The sequence below is a fragment of the Streptomyces sp. NBC_01244 genome (genome assembly GCF_035987325.1).
GTDB lineage: Bacteria > Actinomycetota > Actinomycetes > Streptomycetales > Streptomycetaceae > Streptomyces.
In genome coordinates this window covers 5303144-5323161 of sequence record NZ_CP108488.1, presented here as the reverse complement: position 1 = coordinate 5323161, position 20018 = coordinate 5303144, and the positions used below count along the sequence as shown (strand labels likewise).

Below are 20018 nucleotides of genomic sequence, written 5' to 3'. Positions count from 1 at the left end.
CAGACTCCGTCCGGGGGGACCCCCAGCCGGGCGCTGCCCGGACCCCGGTCCTCAAGCGGCCGGACGGGCTGGGGGGGGTGCCGGGCTGCGCCGCGCCCGGACCCCCTGGGGCTCCGCCCGAGACCCCGCGCCTCAAACGCCGGCGGGGCTGGATGGATCCAGCCCCGCCGGCGTGAGAACGGTGGGATCAGGCTCCCGGGACCAGCTCGACCTGGATCTCGATCTCGACCGGGGCGTCCAGCGGGAGGACCGCCACGCCGACCGCGCTGCGGGCGTGGACGCCCTTGTCGCCGAGGACGGCGCCCAGCAGCTCGCTCGCGCCGTTCAACACGCCCGGCTGGGCCGTGAAGTCGGGGGCGGAGGCGATGAAGCCCACCACCTTCACGACGCGCGCGATCTTGTCGAGGTCGCCGATGACGGACTTCACCGCGGCCAGGGCGTTCAGCGCGCAGGTCGCGGCCAGCTCCTTGGCCTGCTCCGCCGAGACCTCGGCGCCGACCTTGCCGGTGACCGGCAGGTTGCCCTTGACCATCGGGAGCTGACCCGCGGTGTACACGTAGGCACCCGACCGCACGGCCGGCTGGTACGTGGCCAGCGGCGGGACGACCTCGGGGAGGGTCAGGCCGAGTTCGGCCAGTTTCGCCTCGACGACTCCGCTCATGCCGCCTTCTCCCGCTTCAGGTAGGCCACGAGCTGCTCGGGGTTGTTCGGCCCGGGGACGACCTGGACGAGCTCCCAGCCGTCCTCGCCCCAGGTGTCCAGGATCTGCTTGGTGGCGTGGACCAGCAGCGGGACGGTCGCGTATTCGAACTTCTTGGTCATGGGAGCGAGCGTAGTGCCTGCCGTGCGGGGCCCCGCCACCACCGCCGCCGCCCGGGAGGAATTAGGCTCGGGCCCTGTGAGCAGGCTCCAGGTGGTCAGCGGCAAGGGCGGCACCGGCAAGACCACGGTCGCCGCGGCACTCGCGCTCGCCCTCGCACGCGAGGGCAAGCGGACTCTTCTCGTGGAGGTCGAGGGCAGGCAGGGCCTCGCCCAGGTGTTCGGGGCGGAGGCGCTCCCCTACGAGGACCGGAAGATCGCCGTCGCCTCGGGCGGAGGGGAGGTCTACGCGCTCGCGATCGACGCGGAGCGGGCGCTCCTCGACTACCTCCAGATGTTCTACAAGCTCGGCTCGGCCGGCCGCGCCCTCAAGAAGCTCGGCGCCATCGACTTCGCGACGACCATCGCGCCCGGGCTGCGGGACGTGCTCCTGACGGGCAAGGCGTGCGAGGCGGTCCGGCGCAAGGACAAGTCCGGCCGGTTCGTCTACGACCACGTGATCATGGACGCTCCGCCGACCGGCCGGATCACCCGCTTCCTGAACGTCAACGACGAGGTGGCGGGCCTGGCCCGGTTCGGGCCGATCCACAACCAGGCGCAGGCCGTCATGAAGGTGCTCAAGTCCCCCGAGACGGCCGTGCACCTGGTCACCCTGCTGGAGGAGATGCCCGTGCAGGAGACCGCCGACGGGATCGCGGAACTCCAGCAGGCGGGCCTGCCGGTGGGGCGGGTCGTCGTCAACATGGTCCGGCCGCACCACCTCGACGAGGACGCCCTGCGCGCCGCCGCCGGCGAGCGGCGCTCGGACGTCTCCAGGGCGCTGTCCCGGGCCGGCCTCGGCAGCGCCCGGCGCGGCGGGCTGGCCGAACGGCTGGTGGACCCGCTGCTGGCGCAGGCCTCGGAGCACGCGAGCCGGGTGGAGCTGGAGCGCGCCCAGCGCGCCGTACTGGCGGGGCTGGACGTGCCGACGTACGAACTCCCCCTGCTCGGCGCGGGGATGGACCTGGCCGGGCTCTACGGGCTCGCCGCGGACCTGCGCAAGCAGGTGGGCGGGGAATGAGCGAGGCCCGGACGAGCGAGGCCCGGACGGTGGAGGCGACGATGGAGGCGAAGATGGACGCTCCCCCGCGGCTGGACGTCGACCGGCTGCTGGACGATCCGCAGACCCGGATCATCGTGTGCTGCGGTGCGGGCGGCGTCGGCAAGACCACGACCGCGGCCGCGCTCGGGGTACGGGCGGCCGAGCGCGGGCGCAAGGTGGTGGTCCTGACCATCGACCCGGCGCGCAGGCTGGCCCAGTCGATGGGGATCGACTCGCTCGACAACACCCCGCGCAGGGTGAAGGACGTCCAGGGCACCGCCGGCGGTGAACTGCACGCCATGATGCTCGACATGAAGCGGACCTTCGACGAGATCGTCGAGGGCCACTCCGACCCCGAGCGCGCCGAGGCCATCCTCGCGAACCCCTTCTACCAGTCCCTGTCGGCCGGCTTCGCGGGCACGCAGGAGTACATGGCGATGGAGAAGCTGGGGCAGCTGCGGGCCCGGGACGACTGGGACCTGATCGTGGTGGACACCCCGCCGAGCCGCTCCGCGCTGGACTTCCTGGACGCGCCGGGGCGCCTGGGGTCCTTCCTGGACGGGAAGTTCATCCGGGTGCTGATGGCTCCGGCGAAGGTGGGCGGCCGGGCGGGGATGAAGTTCCTCAATGTCGGCATGTCGATGATGACGGGCACGCTGAGCAAGCTGATGGGTGCCTCGCTGCTGAAGGACGTACAGACCTTCGTGGCCGCCATGGACACCATGTTCGGAGGGTTCCGCACCCGCGCGGACGCGACCTTCCAGCTCCTCCAGGCTCCCGGCACGGCGTTCCTCGTGGTCTCCGCGCCCGAACCGGACGCGCTGCGCGAGGCCGCGTACTTCGTGGAGCGGCTGGCCGCGGAGCGGATGCCGCTGGCCGGGCTCGTACTGAACCGGGTGCACGGCAGCGACGCCGAACAACTTTCGGCGGAGCGGGCGTTGGCCGCCGCGGAGAATCTTGAAGAAGGCGGCATTGTGGATCAGGAGTCCGGGAAAGCTGGACTTCGTGACGCTACGGACCCCGGCTCCGCCTCCGACTCCGACACCGACCCCCGCACCGCGCGAGAGACCGGCGCCGACGCCGTAGACGTCGACCCGGACGCCGCCGTGGAGGCCGACGCACACGCCGGCGCGGACGCCGACGTGGATGTGATCACGGCAGGACTGCTTCGCCTGCACGCGGAGCGCATGCAGGTCATCGCGCGCGAACAGCGCACGCGTGACCGCTTCACCTCGCTGCACCCCGAAGTGGCGGTGGCCGAAGTGGCTGCCCTGCCCGGCGACGTACACGACCTCGCCGGGCTGCGGGCCATCGGAGAGCGACTCGCGGCCGGGGTTCCGGCCGGAGCTTAGGCGTTCCTACGACTTGGTGGCCGGGTGGTCTACCCGGCTGCCAGGTACGCCTCGTACGGAACGTCGATCTCCTCATCGGCATCCATGGTGAGGATGCCCGTACTGCGCTCGTACTCCGTGCGTGCGGTTTCGAGCAGTCGCCGCCACGAGGTGACGGTCGGACGCCGGCGCAACAGCGCACGTCGTTCCCGCTCGGTCATTCCGCCCCACACTCCGAACTCGACACGGTTGTCGAGCGCGTCGGCCAGGCACTCGGTCCGCACCGGACATCCGGTGCACACCGCCTTGGCCCTGTTCTGTGCCGCTCCTTGAACGAACAGTTCATCCGGATCGGTAGTGCGGCAGGCTGCCTGCGCACTCCAGTCGGTAACCCAGCCCATCCCGGCGCCGTCCTCTCCCGAATCGAGGCTCCCCCACGGCGGTAGCGGCATATTCACCGCTGCCAGTTGAGGACGTTACGGAAGGCGGGCACAGTGCAACACCCCCGACGGGCCCAATCTTGAATGGTCCGAACGGACTATGGGTAAGCGGCAGATCACCCGACGGAGTGATCCTGCGACATGCCCGACCATTCCGGCGATTTGGGTGAAATCGCCGGGGCATGCTGATCACAGGAGGCTAGATTCGGACATGCGTCCACCCCATTCGGGAAGGGTGAAAAACAAGCCGGGGGGTTGATGTCCCACCGCACTGCTGTGACAGTTGAGGACAGCTTAGGCCAAGGCATTCGCGCGTGTCCGGCGAATGAGAACGTAGGCTGCCCTCTATGGGAAAGAAGCGCTCGGGCGGCGGGCTCACGGGGCCACAGCAGGCCGCCAAGTTCCTCGGTGTGTCCGTTCTCTCCGGGGTTGTACTCGCCGGCATCGCGATCCCGGGCGCAGGCGCCCTGGGGCTCGCGGCCAAGGGCACGGTCGAGGGGTTCGATGAGATCCCGGCCAATCTGAAGACACCACCGTTGAGCCAGCGCACCACGATTCTGGACTCCGAGGGTGGCCTGATCGCCACGGTCTATTCGCGTGACCGGCAGGTGGTCCCGATCACGGCCATCTCCCCGTACATGCAGAAGGCCATCGTCGCGATCGAGGACTCCCGTTTCTACGAGCACGGCGCGATCGACCTCAAGGGCATCCTGCGTGCGGTCAACCGCAATGCCCAGGAGGGCGGCGCGGCGCAGGGCGCGTCGACGCTGACGCAGCAGTACGTGAAGAACGTCTTCGTCGAAGAGGCCGGCGACGACGAGACGAAGGTGCGCGAGGCCCAGGAGAAGAGCCTCGGGCGCAAGATCCGCGAGCTGAAGTACTCGATCCAGGTCGAGGAGGAGCTCGGGAAGCAGAAGATCCTCGAGAACTACCTCAACATCACGTACTTCGGGCAGCAGGCGTACGGAATCGAATCCGCCGCCCACCGCTACTTCAGCAAGCCCGCCAAGGACCTCTCCCTGGAAGAGTCGGCGCTGCTGGCGGGCGTGGTCCAGTCGCCGAGCCGTTACGACCCGCTGAACGACTCGCAGGAGGCGATGAAGCGCCGCAACATCGTCCTCCAGCGCATGGCGGACGTGAAGGACATCTCCCAGGCGGAGGCGGACGCCGCGAAGGCGAAGCCGGTCCAGCTGAAGGTGACCAAGCCGAAGAACGGCTGCATCACCGCCGTCAAGGGCGCGGGCTTCTTCTGCGACTTCGTGCGCAACACCTTCCTCGACGACACCGCCTTCGGGAAGACCCGCGAGGACCGGGCCAAGGTCTGGAACCAGGGCGGCCTGACCGTCCGTACGACCCTGGACCCGCAGTCGCAGGACTCCGTCAACGAGTCCATCAAGGACCACGTGGACCAGGACGACAAGGTCGCCACGGCCGTCACCCTCGTCCAGCCCGGCACCGGGCGGGTCCTCGCCATGGGGCAGTCCAAGCCGTACGGCTTCGGCAAGAACGAGACCCAGATCAACTTCTCGGTGGACAAGAAGATGGGCGGCTCGAACTTCGGCTTCCCGACCGGCTCCACCTTCAAGCCGTTCGTCGCGGCCGCGGCCCTCGAAGGCGGACTGCCGCCGACGAAGATGTACCAGTCCCCGTACGACATGGACTACCCGAGCCCCGTGCGAACCTGCGGCGACAAGCCCTGGGTCAACACCGACCGGGCGAAGGTCGAGAACGAGACCGAGTCCGAGGTCGGCCCGTACGGGATGAAGGAGGCGATGGCCAAGTCGGTCAACACCTACTTCGTGGAGATGATCTCCGAGGTGGGCCTGTGCCCCGTGACCGAGATGACCACCAAGCTCGGCGTCATCCCGGCCAACGGCGCCAAGCTCCCCGAGGTCCCGGCCATCGCGCTCGGCAGTGAGGGCATGTCCCCGCTGACCATGGCCAACGCCTACGCCACCTTCGCCAACCGCGGCGTGTACTGCACCCCGGTCACCATCGAGTCGATCACCGACTCGCACGGCAAGGCGCTGACGGTCCCGAAGTCCAAGTGCGGCCGTACGATGACCGAGCGGACCGCCGACACCATCAACACGCTGCTGCTCGGCGTGGTCGACTCCGGTACGGGCCAGCAGTCGGGCCTGAAGGACCGGGAGAACGCGGGCAAGACCGGTACCACCGACAGCCGCTACAACGCCTGGTTCGTCGGCTACACCCCGAACATGTCCGGCGCGACCTGGGTCGGCTCCGGCGGCGCCAAGCAGGTGTCGATGGAGAACATCACCATCGGCGGCCAGTACTACGACAAGGTCTTCGGTGGTGGCCTGCCCGGCCCGATCTGGAAGCAGGCCGTCTCCGGCGCGCTCTCCGGCCGCGAGGCCCCGAACTTCGTCACGGTGAACATCCCCGACACCCCGAGCCCCTCCCCCGGCGGCAAGCCCAGCGGCAAGCCCAACAAGCCCGGCAAGCCCGGTCGTGGGGACGGCAAGCCCGGTGACGGGCGGCCCGGCGGGCAGACGTCCGGCGGGACCGACGGCGGCGGCACGGGCGGGACCGACCCGCTCGGCGGGATCACCCTCCCCCCGGGCATCATCGGCGGCCGCGACTAGGACCCGCGGGCGAACCGTAGGGAACCCCGTAGGGAACCCCGTGGAGAAAAGCGAGGGAGGGCCCCACCAGATCCGCATCCGGATCGGTGGGGCCCTCCCTGTTTGCCTTGCGGGACCCGCGTACCAGGACGACTAGGACAGGTGCTTCTTGACGGCGGCGGCGACGCGCCCGCCCTCCGCCAGACCCGCGACCTTCGGGTTCACGATCTTCATCACGGCGCCCATGGCCCGCGGGCCCTCGGCGCCCGCCGCCTTGGCCTCCTCGACGGCCTGCGCCACGATCGCCTCGAGCTCGGCCTCGCCGAGCTGCTTGGGGAGGTAGGTGTCGAGGAACTCGCCCTCGGCGGTCTCCCGCGCGGCCTGCTCGGGACGGCCACCCTGCGCGAAGGCGTCCGCGGCCTCGCGGCGCTTCTTCGCCTCCTTGGCGATCACCTTGAGGACTTCCTCGTCGGAGAGCACCCGGGCTTCCTTGCCCGCGACTTCCTGGTTGGTGATGGCGGACAGGGTCAGGCGCAGCGTGGACGAGGCGAGCTCGTTGCGCGCGCGGATGGCGTCGGTGAGGTCTTCCTGGAGCTTGGCCTTGAGCGTGGTCATGCCCCGAGTCTGCCAGGTACGGGGGCTCGGGCGCCCGCCGGTTTCCCGGCGTGCTTGCCGGGTCTGCGAACATGAGGGCATGCGTGCGCGTTACGGAGTACCTCTGAAGGTCACCGCCGGGATCGCCGCGGTGGGGGCCGCCGGTCTGGCCTATGCCGCCGGCTTCGAAGCCCGGTCCTTCCGCCTGCGCCGGGTCACGGTTCCCGTGCTCCCGCAGGGGATGCGCCCGTTGCGCGTCCTGCAGGTCTCGGACATCCACATGGTCGGCGGGCAGCGCAAGAAGCGCGCCTGGCTGCAGTCCCTCGCCGGGCTGCGCCCCGACTTCGTGGTGAACACGGGCGACAACCTCTCCGACACGGAGGGCGTGCCGGAAGTGCTCGACGCGCTCGGCCCGCTGATGGACTTCCCCGGCGTGTACGTCTTCGGCTCGAACGACTACTACGGGCCCCGGCTGCGCAATCCCGGCCGCTACCTGCTGGAGAAGACACAGGGCAGGCACGGGCTGAACGGCAACGCGCCGGTCGTCGGGGCCGTCCACAACCCGTGGGAGGGAATGCGGGACGCCTTCGACGCGGCCGGCTGGCTGAACCTCACCAACACCCGGGGCCGGCTCAAGCTCGACGGACTGGAGCTGGCCTTCACCGGCCTGGACGACCCGCACATCAAGCGCGACCGGTACGCGAAGGTCGCGGGCGGGCCGGAGGCGGACGCGGACTTCTCGATGGCCGTGGTCCACGCCCCGTACCTGCGCGTCCTCGAATCCTTCACCGCCGACCGGTACCCGCTGATCCTGGCCGGCCACACGCACGGCGGACAGCTGTGCATCCCCTTCTACGGGGCGCTCGTCACCAACTGCGACCTGGACACCAAGCGGGTGAAGGGCCTCTCGACGCACGAGGCGGAGGGGCAGCGCGCGTACCTCCACGTGTCGGCGGGCTGCGGGACCAACCGCTTCACCCCGGTGCGCTTCGCGTGCCCGCCCGAGGCGACACTGCTGACACTGACCCCGAAGGCCTGAGGCGGTCCGGCCCGGGACCGAAGGCGTGCGTCGCCCTCCGGGTACGTTGACAGGATGATCACACCCGCCGCACTCCGCGTCCCGACCGTCGCCTTCCGCGCGCTGATCGCGGCCGCGGCCGTCACCGGCCTGGTCATCGAGTGCGCGTACGGCAGCGTGCCCGTGGTCCTGAGCTTCTTCACGATCTGGACCAACATCCTGGTCGCGGTGACCTTCGGGCTCTCGGCCCACCGCCTCCACCGGCGCGAGCCGGACGTGGCCCCCTTCTGGCGGGGCGGGGTCCTCCTCTTCATCCTGATCACCGGACTGGTCTTCCACCTGGTCCTGGCCAACCCGTCGAGCCCCTTCAACGTGCTCGACTCCCTGGACAAGCTGTCGGGCGCGAAGTCCGTCGCCAACCAGCTCCTCCACACGGTCACCCCGATCGGCGCCGTCCTGGACTTCCTCCTCCTCACGGCCCCGCGCACCCTGCGCCCGCGCTACGCCGCGCAGTGGCTGGCGTACCCCCTGCTCTACGTGGTCTTCGCGCTGATCCGCGGGGCCCTCCTCTCCCCCGACGTCCCGAGCCGCTACACCTACCCCTTCATCGACGCCGCCCAGTACGGCTACGCGAGGGTCGCGCTGAACGCGGTGGTCCTCGGCCTCGCCTTCTACGCCCTCGGCCTCGCCCTGGTCATCGCGGACCGCTACCGCCCGCCGCGCGAAAACCGGATTTCGTCTCCGGCCGAGGGTCCGCTAAAGTAATCGATGTCGCCAGGGCAGCAAGCGCTGCAGGGGTGGACATCGGGGTGTAGCGCAGCTTGGCAGCGCGCTTCGTTCGGGACGAAGAGGTCGTGGGTTCAAATCCCGCCACCCCGACTTCGTAAGACCAGGTCAGGGGCCTGATCCACTCAGTGGATCAGGCCCCTGTTTGGCGTTTGCCCCTGTCTTGGGAGCCGTCTGGGAGCCGACCTCGATTCCCGGCTCCCAGAAGCTCGCTCGCTGGGCGAACCGTCCGCCTCGGCTGGCGAACGCACCGCAGGGTTCTCGCCTGGATGAGCAAGAACTGCGAGGCACAACCAATCGCCCATCCATCACCCCTATGGTGGACCGAGAGGCCCTGCCTGCGGTCCAGAGGTCAGGGCACAACAGGCGCGCGGCCCCTGCCCCAAGCGTCACGTATCAGGTTTTGATCTAGCAACGGTGCTTGAACGGCCATAGCCGCTCCCGGGGGGTCCTTGCACAGCACGACCCCGCCCGTCGGCATCACCACACCGCCCTGGCGACCACCCAGGAAGATCAGATGCCGGTCGTGGAGCTGCTTCCGGTCACCCGGATGCATCGTCTTGATCTCGCAGTCCAGCGCCGAGAAGGCAGCCATAGCGGAGGCGTCGATCTTCTTGGCCTGGTCCTCGGCGATAAGCATGCGGATCTGAGTCCCGCAGGTCGCACGCACGGCCTGAAGGAATAGCACCAGCCTTGGTGGGTCGACGGCCAGGTACCGGTCCACCCACACAACCGCCGGCGCACCGGCTAGGAGCCCGCAGAAGGTGGCGACCGACTCCGCCCAGAGATCGGGCCATGTCGGTGCCCTACCATCCAGTGCAGCGAGGGCCGCGCCCGATCTAAGGGCGCTCACCACGTCGTACCGTCCGTCGCCCACCGTGAAGACCAAGGGAGCCAGGGCCTCGGCTGCGAAGTCGTCTGAAGGTAGCGTGGTCGGCCCGTCACGCACTACATTCTTGATCCATTGAACGGCATCCCACGGCACATCCTGGACCCACTGGGGGGCTAGCAGCTCAGCCGCCTCGCGAACCTGGTGGAGGGCTGGCCTGGCCAAGACCGAAGTTACCTTCGCCAGCAGCGCGGTATTGCCGCCTACGGCTACTGCGGCATCCCGTGACTGGGGGCAGCCGACTGCCTCGAAGTCGGACTCGATCGTGCTTGGCAGAGGCACTACCCGCGCCCGCGCCACGAGTGGAGAACCACTGCTGACCAAGTGCATACTGCGCGCCCACCGCCCCATCAGCAAGGCACCGATGTCGACCGCCTGCTCGCCGTCGACCAATAGATGCAGCAGCTGCCGCTGTAGCCTCAGACCATGCGACCGACGAAGGGCGTGCGGGTAGTCATCGAAGAGGAGATGTGCGGTGCCACGTCTGTCGAGTGCTTCGCCAACCCGCTTCTGAAAGTCCTCGCTGCGCACGTCTTGGTCCTGCTCGGTGTAACTGCGTCCCCGGGTGGACACGCTGGTGTCCCCCAGTTCCCGCTCCACCGCGTTGAGCAGAGTGGTCTTGCCCGAGCCCGGCACTCCCCGGACTATGACGATCTCTCCGTCGATCAAGTGCTCGCATACGGCCTGAACCCATTGCCCTTGCGACGGCAAGAGCTTCATCGCAACACCAGTGCGCGCATGGCGTGAATCCGCGGCGACCAGTTCTCGTCGGTGATGCCATACGACACCAAGTGCGCCGCCATGTCAGGCTCGTTGCGAGCCCATTCCCTAGCTTCTTCGCGCTCCTGCGGATCTTCGGACCATAGCAGTGGAAGCATGGCGGCCTCGTCCCCGAACCATTCGGTGAAGGAGGCCAACACGTCCTTGACCTCCGACTGGGGCGTGTTGGGCCCCCGCCTCTCTGCAGCCTCTTCAAGCGCGGAGAGCGGGACATGCCAGGGGATCTCGTTCTGGGGCCGCTTGCGGGACGCGACAGAGCAGGCCTTCCGGGTGAGTAGTGGGTGGCCGCCGAACTCTTGAAACAGGAAGTCGATCGTGCGGTGGTCCGTGTAGCGCAGCGCCATCCGCTTTCCGAGGCTACGCACCATCTCCTGCATCTCTTCACGCTTCATGGGAGAGAGGAAGGCCAGCCTGGCGAACTTGTACAGCAGGTTGTCACGCCCGTCCAGGAGCGGCCTCTCGAAGATGGCGGGATCCACCCCAGCGCAGACAACACCGATGCCGTGCTTACCTTCGGCCTCGCGGCTCTGGACCACACCACGCAACTGGGTGAGACACCTCAAAACAGCCGTCGCCTGCTCCGCGCCAAGATTGGAGCGGCTAGGCCACGCCTGGTCGATCTCGTCTATGAACAGTTCCAGACGATCTGGCAGCGCATCCAGCAGGAGGTTAAGGTCACGAATCCAATAGCTGCCGATCTGAACTGCTGGATTCGGGTTGCCCTCTCGGGTGAGGGTCATCAGCCGGGGCGGCCTTTGTCCAAGCTGCCGGACGATCGTGTGGCACTTCTCCAGCAAGGTGAGCTGGAACGCCTCGGCGGCCTGCAACACGCTGATGTCCAACCAGACCATGGGCTTGCCGCTGCCTTCGCGCTGTCGAGCAACGAAGTTAAGAAGCGAAGTCTTGCCCGCCTTGCGGAGTCCGAAGACTCCGACGGACTGCCCTCGGTCCAAGGCGAACTCGAGCTCAGCCACCTCGGCCTGCCGGCCGTAGAACGCGGCAGGTTCGGTAATGGGACGCGTCAGATCATAGTGGTCGTGGGTGACCATGATCTCCGCAATGCGCTCACGGAGCCCTATCCCAGGTCCGCTGAGCAATTCGTGCGAGTTGATCGTAAGGATGGCTAGCTGGCCGCGGCGCCGTTTGACAAGTTCAGTCGCGCCTGGATCCGAAGTCAGGAGGATGGCGAAGTCCGGGTCTACCCGGGCGTCGCGATCGTGCAGCCGTTCCGCGATGAGGGTGAGGGTTCGCGGTTCCACCCTCTCGTACGAGGCAGATAGACAGAGGACATCGAGGCGCAGATCAAAGGTCTCTCGGACGTTTGCAGGCAGGGTGATGTAGATCCACCAGCGTGCTCTATCAGACTGGTCCTCTTCGAACCGGTACGCCTCCGCACCAATCTCCCGTAGGAGTCTGGTGAACTCCCGTCCACCGGAGACCTGCTGCTCGAACCTTGACTTGTGCGCCGCCAGAACTTGCTGGTTACGGGTGCTCGCCACGTGCGCCTCTCAGCGGGGATTTGCCCACATGGTAGTGAGCGCGGCGAGGGCTTGCTGATGTTTCCAAACGACACAGGCCAAGCGCACCAGCAAATGCTGAAGTTCAGCTGGCGGGGAGCTGGCCAAAGGGCTGGCCTCGCCCGGCAGGAAGGGCGTGGACGCCCGCACGGGTCCACTCGTTCCCGTCAACGCCCACGGAACCGGCGCTCGCCTGCCGAAAGGCCGGCCTGACATTGGTGGAGTACGGAAGGGTGCCGCCCCTGGAGGAGAGAGATGAGTCCACGCTCCGCACAACCCGCCGTAGGCTGAGGGCTGCCGGTGTGCGAGCGCCTGGTTGACGGACTGGAACAGGGGGACGGCGTGGATCATCTCTTCACTGTTGACGGGGGTTCGGCCACGCCGGTCTCACCGACCACGCTGGCAGCGGAAGGCCTCTTCGAACGGCAGCACCTCCAGGAGTGGGTGATCGCGCACCCTCAGATCCTGGGCGAATCGGTGCTCGTGATCACCTCCGAGTTCGACCGGTGGGCCGACACGGACGGAGTGCCGGCGCGCGACCGCTTGGACGTCCTGGGCCTGGATGCCACCGGGCGCCTCGTGGTGGTCGAGCTGAAGCGGGGTACCGCCGACCGCGACGTCCACCTCCAGGCGATCACCTATGCCGCCCTGGTGTCCCGGTTCGACCTCGACACACTGGCCCAGGCCCACCGCGACTTCCGGAAGGGGCGGGGCGAGAGCCTCGAACTCGACACCTGCCGCCAGCGCCTCCTGGACCACGTGGACGGGGACTGGAGCCCTGAACTGCTCCAGCACCCCAGGCAGGTGATCATCGCTGCTGACTTCCCCAAGCAGGTCACCCACACCGTGGTGTGGCTGTCGGAGATGAACCTCGACATCGACCTCATCCAGGTGGGCCTCTGGAAGGTGAAGGACCGGCTCGTTGCCAGCTTCACCAAGGTCTATCCCACCCCGGAGGTGGAGGAGTTCACTCTCGCTCCGGCCAGGATCGAGGCCAAGGCCGCGGCCCAGAAGCTGGAGGAACGTTCGCGGGCCCAGAACGCCGTGCACGTCATAGTCGGCGCCGGGCTTATCCCGGATGGGGCCCTGCTCCGGCTGACGCCGAGGCACGGGGTGACCGAAGGCATCCGCGAGGACATCCTGGCCTGGGTCGGTGAGGACAGCAGCCGAGCAACTGTCGCGTGGAACAACAACACCGCCAAGCCGCTGACGTGGAAGAGCGACGGCAAGCCGTACACCCCGACCGGACTGGCCAACCACATCTTCACCAGCGTGACCGGCCGCAAAGCCGACGGCATACAGGGCACCACCTGGTGGGACATCGACACCGCCCATGTCCCGGACACAGTCGACCCCGACGAGTGGGGAGCACTGGCCGGCACCCACCTCGCGAGCCTGGCCAAGCAGCTCAACGGCACCAGCAAGGACTGGACAGGCCTGCACACCCTCCTGAACGCCGTCCCCGCCGGACGGTGGACGACCTACGGGGACTTGGCGGCCGTGATCAGCAGCCACGCCGTCCCGGTCGGCACCCACTTGGCAACCTGCGGCCAGTGCCCCAATGCCTGGCGGGTCCTCAATGCGGCGGGCCGCGTCAGCCCCGGCTTCCGCTGGACCGACCCCACCCGCACAGACTCACCCGCCGACGCCCTGGCGGCCGAGGGCGTCCGTTTCGATGCAGGGGCAGCGGATCCGACTGCGCGCCTGTCCGTGGACGCCCTGAAGACCCTCCCCGGTGACTGACATCGAACTGTCGTAGAGGCTGGCCGGGAACCAGCCCCCGGAAAGCCCACCGCACAGCTTGTGCCCACCGGATCGCTGACGGTACGACGATCACATGCACCGTTGGACACCGATCAACGATCGCCAACTAGCCCTCCTCACACGCATCGGGGAGGGAAGCGACCCGGTCACGTCAGAATCCCCGGAGCTCGCCCTTACTGCGCGTGCCCTGAAGGAACGGGGCCTCATCGCCATGCCGAAGGAGGGCGGACGGTGGCAGGCGGAGATCTCCGATGCTGGGCGCTTCTACCTCCAGCACGGCCATCACCCGGACCGGCCTGAACCCGCGCCTCGAAGGTCCCGCACGACAGCGGCCGCCACCGCGGCGACCCAGGAGCCTGAGCCTCCCGAGCCCAAGAACCCAGCCGAACCGAAACCTCGTGTTCAGCGTGCGCCCAAGGTTCCACAGCCCTCCCCCGCGGATATCGGGGCGTCCTTGATCGCGGAAGTTCAGCAAGCTGGACGCTTCCTGCGCATCCCGGACCCGGGTGAGGCGGAGCGGGCCCGGTACCGGCGGGCCTTCGACGCGGCGAGGCAGTGTCCCCCGGCCGGATACCACCTGAAGTACACCGGGCGGGCCAAGGGAGACATCAGCTTCGGGCTGCTCCGGGTGAACGGCGAGGACGACACCGAGTGGAACCGCATCCGGCTCGCGCGCAGCAGGACGCTGACCGACGTCGACGATGTGATCGCGGCGGTCGAGAAGGACCACAGCGCCTTCGAAGTCTCGGAGGCGGTACTCCCCCGGGTTCTGTCTCTGCTCCGGCTGTTCGCCGAGCGCGCCTTCGCCCTCCATGGCGAGATCACGGTCTCCAGGAAGCGCAAGCAACCGAGGCCACTGCTCACCGTCCACGGCATCACGTGCGAGATCAGCTTCCGTGAGCGACAGAGGCAGGTCCCGTACGTACCCAAGCAGCCGGGCCGGCGCACCTATGACTGGCAGCGGGTGACGCCGGCGCACCGGTTCGAGCCTTCCGGGGAGCTCGAGTTGCGCCTGGGCATCAAAAGGGAGTGGGCCGACGCCAACGAGAGGCCGCTGGAAGACCAGATCGATGAGGTCTTCAAGGTACTGAAGGCACGTGGGCAGGAGCAGGAGCGGGCCAGGCTGAAGTACGAGGCGGAGCAGCGCCGCCTGCGTGAGGAGCGCGACGCGGAACAGCATCGGCTGCAGGAGGAGCGTGCGAGGCAGGAGGCCGACCGCCAACGGGTGGAAGCGGAGAAGCAGCAGCGGACACAGGAGAAGTGGGAGACCGCCGTCAGCGTGGCTTCGATCAAGGCGGTCGACGCGGCGCGGGCCGAGCAGTTCGGGACGGCTCTGGACCAGTGGCGAGCGGTCGGCGAGATCCGGGCGTTCTGCGACGTGCTGGACGAGGCCGCTTCCCAGGCGGATGACCCTGCAGAGGCAGAGAGCCTTCGGGAGTGGTCGGCCTGGGGACGGTCAGAGGCAGCCCGGCTCGATCCCATCCTGAGCCGCAGGGGGCTACGCGGGCGGAACTTCCACGCGGAGCCGACGGGTGACCAGCTTCGTCCGTTCCTAGACGGCTGGCACCCGCACCGTCCCAAGAAGGAGAAGCCGCCGTCGCCGCCCGCTCCGGCCCAGCCCGAGGCACGGCCGGAGCCGGAGCGCTCGCGCGCGTTCAGCGACGAACGTCTGGACCAAGGCTGGAGATATGGACGCCCAGGTCGCGCTCAATGGTGGAGGCGATGACACCGTGGCCCCGGTCGCGGAGCGCCTTCACGGCCCGCTCGACCAGTTCCCCGAGTCGCAGCACCTCCGACCTCAGGGCCAACAGTTCGTCGTGGCGCTCTGCCTTCTCCTGTCCGCACCACTCCCGCACCGTGCGCAGGGCTTCCTTCTCCGCGTCCAGCTTTCGGTCGTCCCGACGCTGGTGGCCGTACCAGGAAGATCGGTCGCGCTCCTCTTCCATGGCTCGCTGCCGCCGGTCGACCTCGGGCAGGATCTCCTCGGCCAGCCGCTGGGCGACCTGGCGTGCTATCCGCTCGGTGATCGGCCAGCCCACCAGGGAGCAGCCTTTGCGGTCCTCGTGAACCATGGGGTCATCACGTAGTCGGGCAGCCTCCATGCCGACGAGAGGCGCGGTCTCGTCGAGATGCCCGAGCTCCAAGACGCCCGCGTCGGCCACCGCCTTCCGCAGACGTAGCCGGCCCTTAGGCCGGACGAAGCCCAGGATGATCCGGGCCGCCTCGAATTCGGCACTCCCCCGCACTGCCCTCGATGCCTCGGCCAGGGCCAGCTCGGCCGCGTCGTCCGCCCGGAAGAGTTCGACGTCAGGCCAGAGGGCAACCAAGCAGCTGGGGCTCACCCACTCCTGCAGGCCGGCTGCGTCACCTTCCAGGAACCGCACGTGGACGCTCCCGGACCTGCCTGAGCCGCCCACCCTGACGATCTCCACCCGGCGGAGTGCACCGCCCAGTTCCTTGGGCCTCGATCGATAGGCCCAGTGCTCCCCGATCTCCATGCGTCCATTGAGCCAGCCCGACGGCCCGTCGGGTCCCACAACGGCAGAATCTGGGGCTCCGGCTACTCGTACGTCTTCCTTCGGCGAGCGCGGTGCTGACGGTCTCCCTGGCCGGAGCCGTTGACAGAGGCGAGGGACGGCAGTGCGGCGCCGTTGTTCCACAGGCCGAGGTGGTCGCGGTGGACGGCCATGACGCCGTTCTGCACGGCGCAGCGCTCGGCAGGGCCGCTGAAGTATGCGGTGGTCACGAAGACCGCGACGTCGGCGCCGAAGTGCACTTGGGAGCCGAGGAGGTTGCGGACCTCGCTGTTGGAGATCTTCCGCTTCGGGTTGTAGCGCTTGCACTGGATCACCATGGTCCGGCCGTCGGGCAGCCGTCCGCGGACGTCCGCGCCGTCGTCGTGCGAGCGACCGACCCGGCGCACGTCGGTGCATCCGTCCCGTCGGCACAGGCTGGCCACGAATTCCTCGAACGCCGGGCCGTCCATGGCGTCAACTTCGGTGAGCGTCCGATGGCCGGTGTTGACCGCGTCCTCGTGGCGCCACGTCCGATCACCGGTGCGGACGAGGCGGTCTGTCTTCCACAGCCACCAGCCTCCCCTGTCGCAGCCCCGATGAGCAGAGTCCCGACGAGGTAAGGCCAGATCACGGCCCATGACGACGTGAGCACGCCGAGGACAGCGATGCCGCCGATGGCTCCCGCAGCGAGCCGGTCGTCCCGGCGCTTGCGCCGGGACGACCGGCTCTTCGGCCTACGAGCTGCCACCCTTTCCTCCCCCTTGTCGCCGGCCGCCAGTGTGGGTGAGGAACTCCGGAGGCGTAAGAGCGCCTGTTGGCCATGGCTCGCTCTCCCCGCAACAGGCCCCGAGGCAGTGCCGTGCGCGCGTACGCCCTGTGCGCGCCCCTCTTCCGGTGCATAGCTTGCGACGTCGGTCTGTCACACCCGAGCGAGCCGTAAGGGGAACAGGTTGAAGCCAGCCGCTGACGTACTGAAGGAGCTCGTCCAGCCGTCCAACATCTCTGCTCACTCCAGCACCGGGCTGGTCGGCAAGGTGGATGAGGCCGCCGCCGAAGACGACAAAGCACGCGAGGAGAAGGAGCTCGAAGAGCTGCGGCGCAAGTCGGGTCTGCGCCCCATACCCGTGAAGGAGCTGGACCGGACACTCCAGCTCGCGCCCTGGGACGTACTGCACACCCTCGGCCAGGCCATCGCCCTCTCTCGGCGAGGAGCCAGCCGCGGGCTCGCAGAGCACTGGGGGTGCCTGAAGTACAGCCAGGCTCTGACCGGTGGCACCGAGTCCTTCATGACGCTCTCGGCAGAGGGCCGGGAGACAGCGGACTACTACAAGGCGATCCAGTCCGGGGAGCTCGGGACCGGCTTCGCCCTGGCTCTCGCCCGACAGCTCTTGGGCCGCCGGTATCCGGATCACTCGATCTCGATCGTCCCTGCCGACACCGCGCTGCGGGCCGGCTGGGCCCTCACCAGCCGTGATTCCGGGCCGCGATCCGGGTACCGCTACCGGCCGCAGTTCTTCGCCGAGGTCTGGAAGCCCGGGGAGCCGTCGTGGGCCATCCCGATCGCCTGCAAAGGCAACCACAGCAACGCCGCCACATCACACACCCAGCTGGCGTCCTCCTCCGCCCATGTCGAGGCGGTCCACATCGGCGCGTGGAACGAGACACCGGTCCTGGTGTTCAGCACAGAGCTTCCGACCGAGGGCCCCCTCACGGTGCATACCTTGCAGGCGCGGGGAACCGGCGGTCGACTGAACGGCGCACTGGACGCCGCCAGCAACCACCTCGATCATCCGATCGAGGACGCGAACATCTACCCGGGAATCCAGCGGCCCTCAGAAGGCGACGAACCACCCGTGCCCCAGCCAGGGTTCCACGTCCAGCCCGAGCACTATCCGTGGTTTGGGCGGGTCCTCGCCCGAACCACCGCCGCCGGCCTAACGGCCTTCGCCGGAGATGGCACGGCCACAGCGCAGTACCTGACCAAGAGGCAAGGCCAGCGACACTTCACGGGCCTGATCCATGCCGCCACCGACAGCGTCCAGGACGCGTACGCGCAACTCCACGGCATCGACTTCGTCGGGACCGATCACGTCTTCCGAATGAACAGGACCCGGATCGAGGCGTTCTCTGGGGTCGCGAAGGATCTCTTCCGTCATCTCGCGGACGGCCAGTTGGAGCGGTACCGCACGGAGGTCCACGCCCGGCGGAAGACGTGGCCGCTTCTCGGATGGGACTCGAAGTGGGACGGCCCGGTCTCCATCCATCAGGACGGTTCCGTACTCGCGATGCGCGTACTGCCCTGACCCTGCCTGGGTAGGCATGCCGGTGTCGCGCCCGGGTGCACGCGGGCGCGACACCCGTTCTACGGCTGCTGCGACAACGCACGTGCTCGCAGCAGGGCATCGAGCGCCCTGACCGGCGAGGTGGGGCGCATCGCCAGGCGGGCGTCGAGGGCGGCCTCCCACTGTTGGGTGAGGCCGGCCATGAGGCGCCGCCGCATGCCGGACGTGACGTGGGCGTAGCGGGCGGAGACCGAACCGTCGATATGGCCCATGCGCTCGTCCATGAGGACCTTCTCCGTGCCGAGGTCCTCCATGAGCGTGCGATGGGAATGGCGTAGGCCGTGCGGGGTGAGGCCCCTGGCGATGGCCGTCCAGCAGGCGTCAGCGCGACCCTGGGCGTTGCGACCCCGGACCGGTATACCCGGGAACGGGTCGCCGAGGAGCGGAACGGGACGGGGCTCCTGCGGCGCCTTCTTCGGGTACCAGCCCGTCGTCGCCGGGTGGAAGAGCCAGGTGGCGAAGCCGTTGCGGCGCCAGTGGGCGGCGTGTTCCGAGGGGGCACCGCCTCGTACGAAGCCCAGCTCGGTGATGGCGAGTTCGACCCGAGTACGGGTGGCCTCGCGCACGCGGTCGGGGTGGTTCAGGACGTTGGACACCGTGCCCGTGGAGACGCCTGCGCGGCGGGCCACGTCGACCAGCTTCGCGCCCTGGTGACCTCCGGTGCGGGCAGTGCCCTGGCCTTGGAAGACGTACGTCCTGCCATGGCACGGGCACGACTTGGGCTTGGTACGGGCGACGTGGTCGGCCACGAGGGCCGCGAGCCAGTCGGGGGCGTCGATGGTGCGGTAGCTGTCGTCCTTGGGCGGGCAGCGGACCATCACACCCGAGTCGAGCTCGTACAGCTGCCACTCGACTCGGACCGAGTCACGGCGGGCGAACTCAGTCTCCAGGCCGACGATTTCGCCCCACCGCATGCCGGTGTACGCCTTGAGGAGCACAGCGACGAACTCGTCGTCCCGCCCGGAGAGGAGGGCGGCCCGCTCGGCGATCAGGAGGACGCCGAGTGCGTCGGTGACCACCTTCTCGGGGCCGCGATCGGCGGAACGGCCGGCGCGCTTGCCCCGCCCTCGGCGCTTCGCGGCGGGGTTCGCCTCGATGAGCCCCTCGTCGACGGCGTCGGCGAGGATGAGGTGCAGGGTCGCGCGCCAGGTCTTGACGCTGGAGGCCGCGTAGGAGGCGCGTTCCTGCTTCTCCCAGAGCGCGACGTCGGTACGGAGAATGCCGTCAAGAGCCTTGTCCTCGAAGACGGGGAGCAAGTGCTCCTCGATGTGGCGTCGGTAGTTCTGCATCGTGGACGCAGCCAAGTCCTGGGCCTCGTACCAGCGGCTCGCGTACTCGGCGAAGGTCTCCTTCCCCAGTGACGGATCGCGGACGTCGCCGCGGCGGAAGCCGATCTCCGCTTCGTCCGCTGCCCGCTTGGCCTCGCGCTTGGTGGCGAACTTGATCGTCGCGCCGGTGTGGTCGACGACGGTGTTGTGCTTGCCTGGCTCGGTCTTGTACCGACCGCGCCAGTAGCTTCCGCGCTTCTCCGCGAAACCCAACTTTCCCTCCCCCTT

17 protein-coding genes and 1 tRNA gene are annotated in these 20018 nt (G+C 68.5%); 9 read left to right on the top strand and 9 right to left on the bottom strand.

Annotated elements, in window-relative coordinates; genetic code table 11:
* Positions 1-187: 187 nt before the first annotated feature.
* Both OG247_RS24040 and OG247_RS24035 read right to left on the bottom strand, forming a co-directional pair.
* Positions 188-661 (bottom strand): RidA family protein, encoded by a 474-nt coding sequence (locus OG247_RS24040; protein ID WP_266906135.1) that lies wholly within the window; start codon positions 659-661, stop codon positions 188-190.
* Positions 658-822 (bottom strand): DUF4177 domain-containing protein, encoded by a 165-nt coding sequence (locus OG247_RS24035; RefSeq protein ID WP_112447450.1) that lies wholly within the window; start codon positions 820-822, stop codon positions 658-660. The genes OG247_RS24040 and OG247_RS24035 overlap by 4 nt, the downstream gene beginning before the upstream one ends.
* A 76-nt stretch (positions 823-898) precedes the next feature.
* On the opposite strand from OG247_RS24035, the gene OG247_RS24030 reads away from it, so the two are divergent.
* Both OG247_RS24030 and OG247_RS24025 read left to right on the top strand, forming a co-directional pair.
* Complete coding sequence (locus tag OG247_RS24030) at positions 899-1879, top strand: ArsA-related P-loop ATPase (protein ID WP_327254200.1); 981 nt, start codon at positions 899-901, stop codon at positions 1877-1879.
* A 41-nt stretch (positions 1880-1920) separates the two neighbouring features.
* On the top strand, positions 1921-3252 hold the full coding sequence (locus tag OG247_RS24025) for an ArsA family ATPase (protein ID WP_327257594.1): 1332 nt from the start codon (positions 1921-1923) through the stop codon (positions 3250-3252).
* Between the two features lie 29 nt (positions 3253-3281).
* Here OG247_RS24025 and OG247_RS24020 read toward each other — a convergent pair whose 3' ends face one another.
* A complete protein-coding gene (locus OG247_RS24020) occupies positions 3282-3632 on the bottom strand; it encodes a WhiB family transcriptional regulator (RefSeq protein ID WP_327254199.1) in 351 nt (116 codons plus the stop codon).
* 386 nt (positions 3633-4018) lie between these two features.
* Here OG247_RS24020 and OG247_RS24015 point away from each other — a divergent pair, with 386 nt between their 5' ends.
* Positions 4019-6277, top strand: a complete 2259-nt coding sequence (locus tag OG247_RS24015; RefSeq protein ID WP_327254198.1) for a transglycosylase domain-containing protein — start codon at positions 4019-4021, stop codon at positions 6275-6277.
* 132 nt (positions 6278-6409) lie between these two features.
* On the opposite strand, the gene OG247_RS24010 is transcribed toward OG247_RS24015, so the two are convergent.
* On the bottom strand, positions 6410-6871 hold the full coding sequence (locus OG247_RS24010; RefSeq protein ID WP_327254197.1) for a GatB/YqeY domain-containing protein: 462 nt from the start codon (positions 6869-6871) through the stop codon (positions 6410-6412).
* A gap of 79 nt (positions 6872-6950) precedes the next feature.
* Between OG247_RS24010 and OG247_RS24005 the strand changes: the two genes are divergently transcribed.
* The 3 genes from OG247_RS24005 to OG247_RS23995 all read left to right on the top strand — a co-directional run bounded on the left by OG247_RS24005 (position 6951) and on the right by OG247_RS23995 (position 8747).
* A complete protein-coding gene (locus OG247_RS24005; protein WP_327254196.1) occupies positions 6951-7889 on the top strand; it encodes a metallophosphoesterase in 939 nt (312 codons plus the stop codon).
* Between the two features lie 54 nt (positions 7890-7943).
* Positions 7944-8633 carry a Pr6Pr family membrane protein gene (locus tag OG247_RS24000; protein WP_327254195.1) on the top strand — a complete coding sequence of 230 codons (690 nt, stop codon included), beginning with the start codon at positions 7944-7946 and terminating at the stop codon, positions 8631-8633.
* A gap of 40 nt (positions 8634-8673) precedes the next feature.
* Positions 8674-8747, top strand: a tRNA-Pro gene (locus OG247_RS23995).
* Between the two features lie 259 nt (positions 8748-9006).
* On the opposite strand, the gene OG247_RS23990 is transcribed toward OG247_RS23995, so the two are convergent.
* Together OG247_RS23990 and OG247_RS23985 are read right to left on the bottom strand one after the other, a co-directional pair.
* Positions 9007-10263, bottom strand: coding sequence for an ATP-binding protein (locus OG247_RS23990; RefSeq protein ID WP_327254194.1), 1257 nt, complete (start codon positions 10261-10263; stop codon positions 9007-9009).
* On the bottom strand, positions 10260-11822 hold the full coding sequence (locus OG247_RS23985; RefSeq protein ID WP_327254193.1) for an ATP-binding protein: 1563 nt from the start codon (positions 11820-11822) through the stop codon (positions 10260-10262). The genes OG247_RS23990 and OG247_RS23985 overlap by 4 nt, the downstream gene beginning before the upstream one ends.
* 360 nt (positions 11823-12182) lie before the next feature.
* Between OG247_RS23985 and OG247_RS23980 the strand changes: the two genes are divergently transcribed.
* Both OG247_RS23980 and OG247_RS23975 read left to right on the top strand, forming a co-directional pair.
* Entirely contained in the window at positions 12183-13583 is a 1401-nt protein-coding gene (locus OG247_RS23980) for a DNA-binding protein (RefSeq protein WP_327254192.1), read from the top strand.
* Positions 13584-13677: 94 nt separating this feature from the next.
* Complete coding sequence (locus OG247_RS23975; RefSeq protein ID WP_327254191.1) at positions 13678-15330, top strand: PE-PGRS family protein; 1653 nt, start codon at positions 13678-13680, stop codon at positions 15328-15330.
* Here the strand turns inward: OG247_RS23975 and OG247_RS23970 are convergent.
* Entirely contained in the window at positions 15260-16102 is an 843-nt protein-coding gene (locus OG247_RS23970) for a PE-PGRS family protein (protein ID WP_327254190.1), read from the bottom strand. The two genes, OG247_RS23975 and OG247_RS23970, sit on opposite strands and share 71 nt — an antisense overlap.
* A 62-nt stretch (positions 16103-16164) precedes the next feature.
* Positions 16165-16590: a restriction endonuclease gene (locus tag OG247_RS23965; RefSeq protein ID WP_327254189.1), complete on the bottom strand. Its 426-nt coding sequence runs from the start codon at positions 16588-16590 to the stop codon at positions 16165-16167.
* A 480-nt stretch (positions 16591-17070) separates the two neighbouring features.
* Here OG247_RS23965 and OG247_RS23960 point away from each other — a divergent pair, with 480 nt between their 5' ends.
* A complete protein-coding gene (locus tag OG247_RS23960) occupies positions 17071-18423 on the top strand; it encodes a hypothetical protein (RefSeq protein ID WP_327254188.1) in 1353 nt (450 codons plus the stop codon).
* Positions 18424-18482: 59 nt separating this feature from the next.
* Here OG247_RS23960 and OG247_RS23955 read toward each other — a convergent pair whose 3' ends face one another.
* A complete protein-coding gene (locus tag OG247_RS23955; protein WP_327254187.1) occupies positions 18483-20003 on the bottom strand; it encodes a LacI family DNA-binding transcriptional regulator in 1521 nt (506 codons plus the stop codon).
* Positions 20004-20018 lie beyond the last annotated feature (15 nt).

Excerpts from the sequence above, each read along its gene's own strand:
- OG247_RS24035 (WP_112447450.1), bottom strand. The coding sequence starts at position 822 with ATGACCAAGAAGTTCGAATACGCGACCGTCCCGCTGCTGGTCCACGCC.
- OG247_RS24025 (WP_327257594.1), top strand. The coding sequence starts at position 1,921 with ATGGAGGCGAAGATGGACGCTCCCCCGCGGCTGGACGTCGACCGGCTG.
- OG247_RS24020 (WP_327254199.1), bottom strand. The coding sequence starts at position 3,632 with ATGGGCTGGGTTACCGACTGGAGTGCGCAGGCAGCCTGCCGCACTACC.
- OG247_RS24015 (WP_327254198.1), top strand. The coding sequence starts at position 4,019 with ATGGGAAAGAAGCGCTCGGGCGGCGGGCTCACGGGGCCACAGCAGGCC.
- OG247_RS24000 (WP_327254195.1), top strand. The coding sequence starts at position 7,944 with ATGATCACACCCGCCGCACTCCGCGTCCCGACCGTCGCCTTCCGCGCG.
- OG247_RS23990 (WP_327254194.1), bottom strand. The coding sequence starts at position 10,263 with ATGAAGCTCTTGCCGTCGCAAGGGCAATGGGTTCAGGCCGTATGCGAG.
- OG247_RS23970 (WP_327254190.1), bottom strand. The coding sequence starts at position 16,102 with ATGGAGATCGGGGAGCACTGGGCCTATCGATCGAGGCCCAAGGAACTG.
- OG247_RS24005 (WP_327254196.1), top strand. The coding sequence starts at position 6,951 with ATGCGTGCGCGTTACGGAGTACCTCTGAAGGTCACCGCCGGGATCGCC.
- OG247_RS23965 (WP_327254189.1), bottom strand. The coding sequence starts at position 16,590 with ATGGACGGCCCGGCGTTCGAGGAATTCGTGGCCAGCCTGTGCCGACGG.
- OG247_RS24010 (WP_327254197.1), bottom strand. The coding sequence starts at position 6,871 with ATGACCACGCTCAAGGCCAAGCTCCAGGAAGACCTCACCGACGCCATC.
- OG247_RS24040 (WP_266906135.1), bottom strand. The coding sequence starts at position 661 with ATGAGCGGAGTCGTCGAGGCGAAACTGGCCGAACTCGGCCTGACCCTC.
- OG247_RS23975 (WP_327254191.1), top strand. The coding sequence starts at position 13,678 with ATGCACCGTTGGACACCGATCAACGATCGCCAACTAGCCCTCCTCACA.